Raw genomic sequence first — 13,077 nt, 5'->3', positions numbered from 1 at the left:
TCGCAGAACGCGGATATATTAAATTTGCAGTCAAAGCCGCTTTAGGCTATGAGACGCAGGACTAGACAAATTATACAGAGGAAATACCTATGAGTGATCTACCAAGCACCGCCCTTATTACGGGCGGATCAAGAGGCATAGGAGAAGCTTGCGCCAAGAAAATGGCTAAAGACGGCTTTGAGGTAATTATTACCTACGTGAGCCGCCCTGACGGAGCGGACAGAGTCTGTTCCGAAATTGAAGCCGCCGGCGGAAAAGCAAAATCCTTCAAACTGGACTCTTCTGACAGTGAAGCTGTTACCTCCTTTTTCAAAAGTGAAATTAAAGGAAAGGTAAAACTTGATGTTCTGGTAAACAATGCCGGAATCACCAAAGATGGACTCCTTGTCCGTATGAAAAACGATGACTGGAACAAAGTTCTGGACATCAACCTTACAGGCGCTTTCACTTTTCTACGCGAATCCGCAAAGATTATGATGAAACAGCGTTATGGAAGAATCATTAATATTTCCTCAGTAGTAGCTCAAGCCGGCAATGTCGGTCAGGCAAACTACGTTTCGGCCAAGGCCGGTCTTATCGGACTGACTAAAGCCAGCGCCATTGAACTTGCTCCGCGCAATGTCACCGTGAATGCCGTCGCACCGGGATTCATAAAAACAGACATGACCGCTGAACTGTCTGAAGAAGTGGTGGCGCATATGCTGGAAAATATACCGCTGAAAAAACTCGGAACATCCGATGATATAGCTAATGCAGTTTCCTTCCTCGCGTCGGAAAACTCCGGTTATATTACGGGACAGACTCTCGCTGTTAACGGCGGGATGTACATGTAAAGAAACAAACTTAATGATTTGGAGGGGACCATGTCCGCAGCTGAAAAAGTAAAAGCAATTATCGTAGACCAGCTTGGCGTATCCGCAGATGAAATTAAAGACGAAGCTTCCTTTGTTGAAGATCTCGGTGCAGATTCTCTTGATCTGACCGAACTCATCATGGCAATGGAAGAAGAATTCGACATCGAAATCGAAGACGAAGACGCTCAGAAGATCCTTAAAGTCAAAGACGCCATCAGCTTTGTTGAAGGCAAATAGTCGACTCTACTTGATCTAGACAAGGCTTTTGAATGAGCGCCTTACTCAGCCCATACGGGCGTAAGGCGCTCCTTTTTTTCATTTGCCATTGATAATAATCTCCAACACATCTTACAGGCTATAATACCATGAACAGGGTAGTAGTAACCGGCCTTTCCGCCATCACCCCTATCGGTAATGACATAGATACCAGCTGGAACAACCTCCTTGCTGGTAAATCCGGCATCGCTAAAATAACATCTTTTGATGCGAGTGAATTCACATCTCAGATTGCTGGCGAAGTCAAAAATTTTGACCCCAAAGATTTCATCCCTCACAAACAGGCTAAACGCATGGAGAGGTTCACACAGCTAGCTGTGGCCGCTGGCGAGCAGTTGCTCGAAAATGCGAAGTTTAAGCTTGAAGGTGATGATTGCAAACGCACAGGCGTAGTTATCGGGGTTGGTCTCGGCGGTCTTCAGACCATTGAGACCCAGCACGCAAAACTGCAAAAAAGCGGTCCTAGAAAAATTACTCCTTTCTTTATCCCAATCATCATCGGAAATATGGCATCCGGACAGGTCTCCATCTTTTCGGGAGCACGTGGACCGAACATGTGTATGTGTACAGCATGCGCTTCCGGTACACATTCCATCGGCGCAGCATATACCGACATAATGCTCGGACGTGCAGACGTTATGATTTGCGGTGGTACAGAATCAACCATTACTCCTTTGGGTTTTGCAGGCTTTACTTCCATGAAAGCCCTTTCCACCCGTAACGACGATCCCGAAAAAGCTTCACGCCCATTCGATAAAGGTCGCGACGGGTTTATTATGGGTGAAGGATGCGGTCTGCTCCTTCTGGAATCACTTGATCACGCAAGAGCCCGTGGCGCTGAAATCCTTGCTGAAGTCGTAGGCTTCGGAGCTTCATCCGATGCTTACCACATGACTGCTCCACCGGAAGACGGACGCGGAATGGCTTTAGCCATGGAAGCTGCCATCCGCGAAGCAGGCATTGATTCTTCACAGGTTGATCATATCAACGCACACGGAACTTCTACATATTTGAATGATTTTTGCGAAACGAAAGCTATCAAAAAAGTTTTCGGAGACCACGCACGCAACATCGCGATAACTGCGAACAAATCCCAGACCGGCCATCTCCTCGGCGGAGCGGGCGGCATGGAAGCTGTCTTCAGTGTAAAAACTCTCGCAACCGGCATTATCCCCGGAACTGCAAATCAGCTTGAAGCAGATCCAGACTGTGATCTTGATTACGGCAAAGACGGAATGCGCAAAAAACAAGCAAATTACGTCCTGAGCAACTCATTCGGATTCGGTGGAACAAACGCCTGTATGCTCTTCAAAAAATTTGAAGATTAATTGGCCCCCTCTTTGTAAGGGACCGTCAAACTCTTGGAGCTTGTCATGGAAGAACTAATGATGAAAGATCCGGCTGTTGCCGCAACCATCGCCCGCGAAGTAACTCGCCAGATGACCGGCCTTGAACTTATCGCTTCGGAGAACTTTACCTCCACCGCGGTTCGTCAGGCAATGGGCAGCGTTATGACTCATAAATACGCTGAAGGTTACCCGGGCAAACGTTATTACGGAGGTTGCGAGTTCGTTGATCAGGTTGAAGATTTAGCACGCGACAGAGCTAAAGAAATCTTCGGCTGTGAATATGTCAATGTTCAGCCTCATTCCGGTTCACAGGCCAATATGGCTGTATATTTCGCTGCGCTTAAGCCCGGCGATACCGTCCTCGGTATGGATCTTTCTCATGGTGGACATCTTACCCATGGAAGCCCGGTAAACTTTTCAGGTAAACTCTTTGATATACACTTCTACGGAGTGGACCCTGAAACTAAAACTATCAACTATGATAACGTCCTGAAGATTGCCAAAGAGTGCAAACCCAAGATGATCATAGCTGGTGCAAGTGCATATCCCCGTATTATCGATTTCGCCCGCTTCCGTCAGATTGCTGATGAAGTAGGAGCTGTCCTCATGGTCGATATGGCTCACATTGCAGGACTTATCGCCGCAGGCGTTCATCCTTCCTGCATCGAGCATGCACACTACACCACCACTACCACCCACAAGACCCTTCGCGGGCCTCGCGGCGGTATGATTCTTTCCAGTGAAGAAAATGCAAAAGCTTTGAACTCCAACATCTTCCCCGGAATTCAGGGTGGACCGCTGATGCACGTGATCGCAGCTAAAGCAGTTGCTTTCGGCGAAGCTCTTTCTCCTTCATATGTTGAATACCAGAAACAGGTTGTTGCTAATGCTCAGGCTTTAGCCGGACACCTCACCGGAGCAGGTTTTGAACTTGTCTCTGGCGGAACCGATAACCACCTTATGATGGTCGACCTGACAAACAAGAACATCACCGGCAAAGATGCTGAGATTGCTCTTGATGAAGCAGGAATCACCGTCAACAAGAACACCATTCCTTTTGAAACTCGTTCCCCGTTCGTCACTTCCGGAATTCGTATCGGAACCCCGGCTTTGACAACAAGAGGAATGAAAGAAAAGGATATGGAAAACATAGCATGCTGGATTACCGCTGCTATCGGTTCCATCGGCAATGAAACTAAACTTGCCGGAATACGTAAAGAAATCGCTGACTTCGCAAAAGATTTCCCATTATTTGCTTATTAGTAAAGATTGGAAATCAGCTGAAAATCAGCTGAAGTCTTAAATTACATATCAAATTCATTGACATAAAGGCGGATTCGGGAATTATTCCGAATCCGCCTCAGCTTCAAAAGCAGGGTGCTTCCCATGGATAATAGACTTCCTTGGCCTGAATATTTTATGCGCATAGCGCATCAAGTTGCGGAACGAGCCACATGCACAAGACGCAAAGTCGGTGCTATTGCGGTCAAAGATAAACGAATCCTTGCCACCGGATACAATGGTTCTCCCTCGGACATCGCACATTGTGCCGAAATAGGATGCCTGCGTGAAACACTCGGAATACCTTCGGGTGAACGTCACGAACTCTGCCGAGGTTTACACGCTGAACAGAATGTCATCATTCAGGCTGCTGTTCACGGCATCAAACTTAAAGGCTGTGAAATTTACTGTACCACCCAGCCCTGTCTCATCTGCACAAAAATGCTTATCAATACTGGCGTAACAGCTGTATATTTTTCAGAAAGCTACCCTGACGAATTATCTGAGGCCATGTTAAAAGAAGCCGGAGTAAAGTTTGAACTTCTGCAGTTCGACATCTAATTCATCTGAACAGTTCATGGCTCGCGCCGTGACTCTGGCCTTGCGCGGCAGGGACCGCACAGCACCCAACCCAACGGTTGGAGCTGTCATGATTCGTGACGGGCAGATTGTCGCCGAAGGCTGGCACCATTACTGCGGAGGATTACACGCAGAACGTGAGTGCATTGCCGACGCGATCAGCAAAAATGTGGACATGACAAAATGTACCATGTTTGTAACTCTTGAGCCGTGCAATCATTTCGGCAAAACACCTCCCTGTACCGAAGGAATAATTGAAGCCGGAATTCCGCACATTGTCATCGGCACAAGAGATCCTAATCCGAAAGCTGCCGGTGGACTTGAATTTCTCGAATCCAAGGGTGTTAAAGTTGAAACAGGCGTGCTTGAAGAGCAATGCCTCGACCTTATATCCGACTTCCTGCTTTGGCAGAATAGTGACCGTCCATATTCGATTTTAAAACTGGCCTCGACAATCGATGGTAAAATCGCCGGAACAACAGGCAGGCAGGAAGCTGTATCCTGCCCTGACTCCTTCGCTGATGTACAAAAACTTCGTGCCATGGTCGGTGCAGTTATTATCGGCGGCAACACCCTGCGCGAAGATAATCCGTCCCTCAATTGCCGACTTGAAATCAAGCCGAAAAATTTTGTGCAGCCTAAGGCCGTGGTTGTAACTACCAGACTTCCCGAAAATCACGAAGAATTCACACTGACGACAACGCGCGCCAAAGAAACAATATTCTGGACCACCGCAGAACAAGCCTCCTCTGAAACAGCAAAAGCACTTGTTAATAAAGGTATTGAAGTTATAGGTCTTCCCTCCGGCAAAAAAGGACTTACATTTGAATGCGGATTCAAATTTTTGCGCGAAAAACACGGAGTGCTCCGTACTCTCTGCGAAGGCGGCGGTAAACTGGCTTTATCACTTGCCGAGCAAGAATTGATTGATGAATTCGTAATGTATCAAGCGCCACGCATTCTGGGTAACACACTCGGAAGACCTAACTTTGCAGGATCAGATAGACAGTTTATGGAAGAGGCCCTTAATTTCAGGGTCAACCGAGTAGAACAAAGCGGCTTGGATTTAAAAATAGTATTCAAACCCGCTGATAGATAAAGGACCAATAAATGTTCACCGGACTTGTTCAGGGTAAAGGCTCTATTGCAAAAGCTGAAAATCGGGGAAAAGAGACCCGTTTTACAGTTAATGCCCCTGATATTAAAGATTATGCCAAAGGTGAGTCCATAGCTATAAATGGAGTTTGCCTCACAGTTGAAACTTTCAGTGACAGCTGGTTTTCATGTTACGCAAGTAAAGAAACCATGGACTGCACCAATCTTGGCAGCTTAAAACCGGGGTCTAAAATTAACTATGAGCGGGCACTGGCTATGGGGGACAGACTCGGAGGACACATAGTCAGCGGACACATTGACTGTATAGCTTCTGTGGAATCTGTGCGCCCTGCCGGAGAATCCAAAATCTACAAGATCAAATTTCCGTCGGAACACGGACCTTTCGTTGTGCCTAAAGGGTCCATCGGACTGGACGGAATAAGCCTTACAGTGAACGACTGCGGTGCTGATTTCCTTGAGGTCAACATCATTCCTGAAACTCAGGAACAGACCACAATTTCAGACTGGAAACCGGGATACCTTGTTAACATGGAAACAGATGTTATCGGCAAGTATGTTCAGAGAATGCTGGGACCATGGACCGGTCAATCCGGATCGGCTAAATCCGGTAGTCCGAAAAGCAAATTAACTATGGATTTTCTCCAAAAAAACGGTTTTTAAGACTGTTTATAGAACAGGCTGATTGCCATCAGATGATAATTGAAAATTAAAAATATGTTTTACATCTTTTTAACCACCTAATATAAAAAGATATTTAAACATAAAAAAACATATTTCACCCTTTTTGTTTTTTAAGGTAAGAAGACTTCTCCTGTTCGTAAAAACTGAACTGGGAAAATATAATGAACTGCTCCTAGATGCCGGAGCATGAGGATATCAAAATGCCTTTCTGTACAATTGAAGAAGCGATTGAGGATCTCCGCGCAGGTAAAATGGTCATCATGGTCGATGATGAAGACCGTGAAAACGAGGGTGATCTCGTTTGTGCAGCGGAAAAAGTAACTCCTGAACTTATCAACTTCATGGCCACACACGGCAGAGGTCTTATATGCCTCGCCATGTCCGGTGAAATGGTTGATGCTCTCAAGCTCCCGATGATGGCTCAACACAACGACTCTCAGTTCGGAACAAACTTCACGGTTTCCATTGAAGCCCGTAACGGAGTTACAACCGGTATCTCCGCACAGGACAGAGCTACAACCATTTTAACAGCAGTAGCTGACGATGTTGAAGCTGACGACATAGTTTCTCCCGGTCATATCTTCCCTCTCCGGGCTAAAGATAGCGGAGTTCTTGTCCGTGCAGGTCAGACTGAAGGCAGTGTCGACCTTGCTCGTCTGGCAGGCCTCAAACCTGCGGGTGTCATTTGTGAAATCATGAAAGATGATGGAACAATGGCCAGACTCCCTGATCTTAAAATTTACGCTGAAAAACACGGTCTTAAAATTTGCAGTACTGAAGATCTCATTAAATACCGCATGAAATTCGGCAGCCACACCGTAAAACGTCAAGCTGAAGCAGAACTGCCTACCCGCTGGGGTGATTTTAAAGCTGTGGCTTTCCATTCCAGTGAAGACAACCGCACACATATCGCATTGATTATGGGTGAACTCGACCCCAAAGAACCTACTTTGGTCAGAGTGCACAGCGAATGTTTGACTGGTGATGTCTTCGGATCAATGCGTTGCGATTGTGGAGATCAGCTTTCTGCCGCAATGTGCATGATCCACAACGAAGGTAAAGGAGTTTTCCTCTACATGAGACAGGAAGGACGCGGAATCGGCCTCGGCAACAAAATCAAAGCCTACCATCTTCAGGATCAGGGTTGCGATACCGTTGAAGCAAACGAAAAACTCGGATTCAAAGCCGACCTTCGTGAATACGGTACCGGAGCACAGATTCTGGTGCAGCTTGGAATTTCTAAAATGAAGCTTATGACCAACAATCCTAAAAAGATTGTAGGTCTTGAAGGATACGGACTTGAAGTAACCCAGCGCGTTCCGATTGAAATGGATGCGTGTGAAGTTAATTTAAAATATCTCAAGACTAAAAAAGAAAAAATGGGCCACCTTCTGACTCACTTGGAAGACAATAAGAAATAACGGAGACGGGACATGCATCATATCAAAACTATCGAAGGACAGCTTGACGCAAAGAATCTTAAAATTGCTCTGATTGCCGGACGTTTCAACGACTTTATCGTTGAAAGACTCGTCGGCGGAGCTGTTGATTACCTCGTGCGTCACGGTTGTGACAGAGCAAACATCACTTTGATTAAAGTTCCAGGCGTGTTTGAAATGCCAGTTGTCACCAAAAAAGTTGCAGAAACAGGCAAGTACAACGGAATAACCTGTCTCGGAACGGTTATTCGTGGTGCAACACCTCATTTTGATTATGTTTGTAGCGAATGCGCGAAGGGAGTTGCTCAGATAAGCATGGACAACAACCTGCCCATCGGATTCGGAGTCCTTACTTGTGACACACTGGAACAGGCTATCGAACGTGCCGGTACCAAAGGTGGAAACAAAGGTGTTGAAGCTGCTTCTGCGATGCTCGAAACCATCAGGGTTATGGAGCAGATCTAAGCAACTTATTTTAAGCTGCTACAGCCTTCATACGGCTGTATTCTTTAAGAATATTCACATGGGCAGCCGGACTCCGGTTAAAATCGGAGACCGTTTGCCCATTGTGTTGTTTTAAAAACAATTTAATTGTATCTTACGGACACGGCGCAAGTGCGTCTGAACCGACAGGATTATAAAGTCAGATGTCCCAGACAAAAGGTTTACGCAGAAAAGGCCGTATTTTAGCTTTTCAAGTTCTCTACGGCATTAGTTTTGTCCCCCCTCACGGTGGCTGGACATGTGAACGTATATACAACCAGAGCCCGGCAGTTACCAGGGAAACAGATGAAGATCTCATTCTGTACGCCCGTGAGCTTCTGCTTAATGTTTGGAATACGCTTGAAGAATTAGATGAAATCATCTCAAAATACTCAAAGCACTGGAAGATTGAGCGGATAGCTAAAGCTGAACTCGCAATCCTCAGACTCTCCGTATATGAGCTGCTCTACAAGGCGGATATTCCCCTTAAAGTAGGCATCAACGAAGGGATTGAACTTGCTAAGAAATTCGGTGATGACAATTCACGCAATTTTATCAACGGAATTCTCGACGCTGTGGCTCGCGATATAGACAGCGGAAAATTTTCAGTTACTAAAAAATTCTGATTAAAAATATCCTTTCAACGGGAGCATTTCGTTTTTCCGCTCTCATAAAAGACTAAGCAAGGATTCTACAATGGGCTTCGGGAAATACAACCCAGAAATAATTGAACAAAAATGGCAGAAGGCATGGGAAGATCAAGGATCTTTCCATGTTAAAACAGACACATCACGCCCCAAGTATTATGTCTTGGAGATGTTTCCGTATCCTTCCGGTAAAATTCACATGGGACACGTGCGTAACTACTCCATTGCTGACGTAGTTGCCCGTTATAAACGAATGAAGGGATTCAACGTCCTTCATCCCATCGGTTGGGATGCTTTCGGTCTACCCGCAGAAAATGCGGCGATCAAAAACAACACTCATCCGGCAGAATGGACCTACGCCAATATAGATGACATGCGTACTCAGCTTTCGCGCCTCGGTTACTCCTATGACTGGAGCCGAGAAATGGCGACCTGTCATCCCGGATATTATAAATGGGAACAGCAGTTTTTTCTGGATTTCCTGAAAAAAGGTCTGATCTACCGCAAAAAATCTCCAGTTAACTGGTGTGAAACCTGTAATACCGTCCTTGCAAACGAACAGGTTGAAGACGGTCTCTGCTGGCGTTGCGAAACTCAGGTTGAACAGAAGGAACTTTCCCAGTGGTTCATGCGCATCACCGATTACGCAGAAGAACTCCTTGAAAGCCTTAACAAGCTTGAAGGCGGATGGCCTGAAAGAGTTCTGACCATGCAGCGTAACTGGATCGGTAAAAGTGTCGGTGCTGAACTTGATTTTGAAGTTGCCGATGGCGATGACACAATCAGCGTTTTCACAACCCGTCCCGATACTCTTTACGGTGCAACTTTCATGTCTCTTGCCGCTGAGCATCCCATGGTGGAAAAACTCATCAAGGGCAAAGCTGAAGCTGACAAGGTACGCGAATTCGTAACAAAAGTTTCAAACATTGACCGCATTGTCCGTTCCGCTGACGACCTTGAAAAAGAAGGTGTATTTACCGGAGCTTACTGCATCAACCCGCTTAACGGCGCAAAGATGCCGATCTATGTGGCAAACTTCGTGCTCATGGGTTACGGAACCGGCGCAGTAATGGCCGTCCCCGCACATGATCAGCGCGACTATGAATTTGCTAAAAAATATGACTTGCCGATACAGGTTGTAATTCAACCTAAAGGTGAAACTTTAACTCTCGATGGAATGACAGAAGCTTTCACCGCGCCCGGAGTTCTGGTTAATTCAGGTGAATTCGACAACCTGCCCAACGACGAAGCAAAGAAAGCCATTGTTGATTACTTAGGCAAGAGCGGCAAAGGCAAAAAGTCTATCAACTATCGTCTGCGTGACTGGAATATTTCCCGCCAGAGATTCTGGGGTTCTCCTATCCCGATTATCTACTGTGATCATTGCGGAATTCAACCTGTCCCTGAAGAAGATCTTCCAATTATTCTGCCGGAAGATGCGATTATGAATGAAGATGGACGCTCTCCACTGCCGCAGATGGAATCTTTCATCAACACAATCTGCCCTAAGTGCGGAAGACCTGCCGAGCGGGAAACCGACACCATGGACACCTTTGTTGAATCGTCATGGTATTTCCTGCGCTATACTGACGCACGCAAAGACGACGGAGCTTTCAACCGTGACGCTCTGGACTACTGGTTGCCTGTCGATCAGTATATCGGCGGAATTGAGCACGCGATTTTACATCTGCTCTATGCCAGATTCTTCACTAAAGCCCTGCGTGACGAAGGCTACACAGGCCTTGATGAACCTTTTGCAAACCTGCTCACTCAGGGAATGGTACTCAAAGACGGCGCCAAGATGTCAAAATCCAAAGGCAACGTTGTTGACCCCAAAACCATGATTGAAAAATACGGAGCAGATGCAACAAGACTTTTCATTCTGTTTGCTTCGCCTCCTGAAAAAGATCTCGAATGGAGTGATCAGGGACTGGAAGGAGCTTCCCGCTTCTTAAACAGAGTCTGGAGACTTGCTGAAGCCTTGGAAGACGTAGTTTCTCCGGTCGGCTCATGCGCCTCTCCCGAAGGAATCAATCTTCCCTCCGAAGCTAAAAAACTTCGCCGGAAAGAACACGAAACCGTCAGCCGCGCAAGCCGTGACATGGAAAACAAATTCCAGTTCAACACGGTAATTGCCGCGACAATGGAACTGGTCAACGAAATGTACGCCCTTAAGGAAACACTCGTTGAAACCGACGGCGGTAAATTTGCTTTGTCATCAGCTTTCAGCACTGTCCTTACTGTGCTGGCTCCCATAACTCCGCACATGTGCGAAGAACTCTGGGAAATTCTTGGTTACAAAGGAAGCGTTGCTGAGGCCGCATGGCCTGAATATGATGAATCTGCACTCGTCACTGACGAACTGCTCATCGTCATTCAGGTAAACGGAAAAATGAGAGCAAAACTCTCTGTTCCCGCTTCCGCTTCAAAAGAAGAAATTGAAAAAGAAGCTCTTGCCCACGAAAATGTTGTTAAAAACATCGAAGGCAAGACCGTCAGAAAAGTGATCGTTGTTCCGGGTAAACTGGTCAACATCGTAGCTAATTAGTTCATTATTGCGGGGCGGTATTTGCCGTCCCGCATTTCCACTTTAACAGCAACCCGCCGAACGCGGCTTACAGGGAACCCCTCAGAATGATCGCCATTAACACCGTAAAACGACTCTTATTACTTCTATGTCTCGTTTTCTTCGTCAGCGGATGCGGTTATCATAATTCTGCGAGCGAACCTAATAGACTGCCTGAAGCGTTCAGGGAAGTTGCTATTGCCGAAGTTACCAACCCCACTCTTGAACGCTGGCTTGAACCTAAAATAAGATCCGGCCTCAGAGATGAAATCACACGCCGTGGACAGCTCACATGGGTTGAAAAATCAAAAGCAGAAGCCCTTTTCAACATTAGAATTGTAAAATTTTCAAATGGCAGCCGCGTGCTCGGTGACAAAGACAAAACTCTAAAATACAATGCGACCCTCAGAGTTCAAATGAAAGTAGTTGATGCCGCTGACGGCCATCTCATCTGGAATTCCGGAAATGTTGAGGTTACAGAATCTTACTACACCGGACAGGAAGAGGCTACTGACGAGCTGATCGTAAGGCTTCTGATCCGCAGACTTGTCGACCGCATGAATCAGGCTTACTAAGTTAAATATTTCTCTGCAAAGTAGATCTGTATCCGTCGCAAAATCTTTGTGACGGATACAGTTAAACCAGTAAAAAACAGTAAATCAGAAGCAACACTTAAGCAGGATAAACATGTCCAGACCGGGATACATTTTTCTCACCTGCCCTGATGCAGAGCTGCTCCATAACCGCATTACCGAAATTCTTGAAAGTAACAATGCTTCTGATTTTGAAAAAAAAGTATACTGGGCGGACGACGAACTACCATCCCAATTCTGGGACGACCTCACTCTCCAGACCCTTTTCGGTTCCAGCAAAGCTATCATCTTAAGACGTGCTCACACTCTTAAAGTTGCTACATGGAAAACTCTCGACAAAGCTCTGTCATCTCTTTCAGATTCTTCTTTTCTATTCTTATGCCTTGAAGGCAAATGGGATAAAAAAGGCGCTCCTGTCCCTGCTGTCCTGAAAAAACGCAACTGCTGGAAATATGCTGAAAAGCAAAAATGGTTCTGGAACTCCGCAGGGCTTGATGAAAAATCCATTACAGGATTCGTTAATAAATGGTCTGCGCAAAATTCCATAATAATGGATAATGCGGTCAAACACGCCCTGACTAAAGCTTTACCCAAAGACGCACGAGCAGCGAAGCTCGAACTTGATAAGCTGGAACTTGCTGCCGGACCTGAGAAAAAACTACTCATGGATCACTTGAGTCTGATAGCTTTTTCCGAAGAGATGAATTTTTTCGAGTTTATGAGTTCCATGTCACAGGGCGGCGACCCTGTAGAAATATGGAGACGTGTTCTGACAAATCACATGGAAAAAGATTCCATGATCTTTATGCTTACAGCATCTCTTACCCGTGAAGCCAGAGCCTTATGGATGATGCTCCACGGAGAGGACTCCTCTGTGAGACTGCCTCCCTTTGTTAAAAAGCAAAAAGCAGCGCTCGCTCAGCGCATAGGTGCGGCCCGCATCGCAAAAATTTTCGACATCGTTATGGAAGCTGAAATAGGAATTAAAACAGGAAACCGCAGACCTGATCAGGCTCTCGAACTTCTTGTAGCCGCGCTCACAAATCTTTTTGCAATACAGCCTTCAAATCGGCGAAGATAACCTTTCCCCTCACTTTCTGTCTAAAAAACACATTATTTAACGCCAAATGATGTTTTTTTATCAAAATAAGCTAAAATCCCTACTCACGCAGGTTGATTTGCCGCGCCATCCGGTTTATCTCTTAAAAATAGA

13 protein-coding genes are annotated in these 13,077 nt (G+C 46.0%); all 13 read left to right on the top strand.

What is annotated here, in order from left to right; translation table 11 throughout:
• The first annotated feature begins 89 nt into the window (after positions 1-89).
• On the top strand, positions 90-833 hold the full coding sequence (gene fabG, locus JEY82_RS00690) for a 3-oxoacyl-[acyl-carrier-protein] reductase (protein WP_304081665.1): 744 nt from the start codon (positions 90-92) through the stop codon (positions 831-833).
• A 30-nt stretch (positions 834-863) separates the two neighbouring features.
• The gene (locus JEY82_RS00685) at positions 864-1,091 is read left to right on the top strand and encodes an acyl carrier protein (protein WP_092157183.1); all 228 of its coding nucleotides are present in this window, start codon (positions 864-866) and stop codon (positions 1,089-1,091) included.
• A gap of 128 nt (positions 1,092-1,219) precedes the next feature.
• The gene (gene fabF, locus JEY82_RS00680) at positions 1,220-2,458 is read left to right on the top strand and encodes a beta-ketoacyl-ACP synthase II (RefSeq protein WP_304081663.1); all 1,239 of its coding nucleotides are present in this window, start codon (positions 1,220-1,222) and stop codon (positions 2,456-2,458) included.
• A 45-nt stretch (positions 2,459-2,503) separates the two neighbouring features.
• Positions 2,504-3,742: a serine hydroxymethyltransferase gene (gene glyA / locus JEY82_RS00675; protein ID WP_304081661.1), complete on the top strand. Its 1,239-nt coding sequence runs from the start codon at positions 2,504-2,506 to the stop codon at positions 3,740-3,742.
• Positions 3,743-3,865: 123 nt separating this feature from the next.
• Positions 3,866-4,321: a cytidine/deoxycytidylate deaminase family protein gene (locus JEY82_RS00670; RefSeq protein ID WP_304081659.1), complete on the top strand. Its 456-nt coding sequence runs from the start codon at positions 3,866-3,868 to the stop codon at positions 4,319-4,321.
• A complete protein-coding gene (gene ribD, locus JEY82_RS00665) occupies positions 4,296-5,438 on the top strand; it encodes a bifunctional diaminohydroxyphosphoribosylaminopyrimidine deaminase/5-amino-6-(5-phosphoribosylamino)uracil reductase RibD (RefSeq protein ID WP_304081657.1) in 1,143 nt (380 codons plus the stop codon). Before JEY82_RS00670 ends, ribD begins: the two co-directional genes overlap by 26 nt.
• 11 nt (positions 5,439-5,449) lie before the next feature.
• Complete coding sequence (locus tag JEY82_RS00660; RefSeq protein ID WP_304081655.1) at positions 5,450-6,115, top strand: riboflavin synthase; 666 nt, start codon at positions 5,450-5,452, stop codon at positions 6,113-6,115.
• A 221-nt stretch (positions 6,116-6,336) separates the two neighbouring features.
• Positions 6,337-7,557: a bifunctional 3,4-dihydroxy-2-butanone-4-phosphate synthase/GTP cyclohydrolase II gene (locus tag JEY82_RS00655; protein WP_304081653.1), complete on the top strand. Its 1,221-nt coding sequence runs from the start codon at positions 6,337-6,339 to the stop codon at positions 7,555-7,557.
• Between the two features lie 12 nt (positions 7,558-7,569).
• On the top strand, positions 7,570-8,040 hold the full coding sequence (gene ribE / locus JEY82_RS00650) for a 6,7-dimethyl-8-ribityllumazine synthase (protein ID WP_092157191.1): 471 nt from the start codon (positions 7,570-7,572) through the stop codon (positions 8,038-8,040).
• 182 nt (positions 8,041-8,222) lie between these two features.
• The gene (nusB, locus tag JEY82_RS00645) at positions 8,223-8,684 is read left to right on the top strand and encodes a transcription antitermination factor NusB (RefSeq protein ID WP_092157192.1); all 462 of its coding nucleotides are present in this window, start codon (positions 8,223-8,225) and stop codon (positions 8,682-8,684) included.
• A 70-nt stretch (positions 8,685-8,754) separates the two neighbouring features.
• Positions 8,755-11,253: a leucine--tRNA ligase gene (leuS, locus tag JEY82_RS00640; protein ID WP_304081649.1), complete on the top strand. Its 2,499-nt coding sequence runs from the start codon at positions 8,755-8,757 to the stop codon at positions 11,251-11,253.
• An 86-nt stretch (positions 11,254-11,339) separates the two neighbouring features.
• Complete coding sequence (gene lptE / locus JEY82_RS00635; RefSeq protein ID WP_304081647.1) at positions 11,340-11,846, top strand: LPS assembly lipoprotein LptE; 507 nt, start codon at positions 11,340-11,342, stop codon at positions 11,844-11,846.
• Positions 11,847-11,958: 112 nt separating this feature from the next.
• Positions 11,959-12,945: a DNA polymerase III subunit delta gene (gene holA / locus JEY82_RS00630; RefSeq protein ID WP_304081646.1), complete on the top strand. Its 987-nt coding sequence runs from the start codon at positions 11,959-11,961 to the stop codon at positions 12,943-12,945.
• Positions 12,946-13,077: the final 132 nt, after the last annotated feature.

The sequence above is a fragment of the Maridesulfovibrio ferrireducens genome (assembly GCF_016342405.1).
Classification (GTDB): Bacteria; Desulfobacterota; Desulfovibrionia; order Desulfovibrionales; family Desulfovibrionaceae; genus Maridesulfovibrio; species Maridesulfovibrio ferrireducens_A.
The sequence above is the reverse complement of the archived record's forward strand: the minus strand, read 5'-3'. Positions and strand labels throughout refer to the sequence as shown.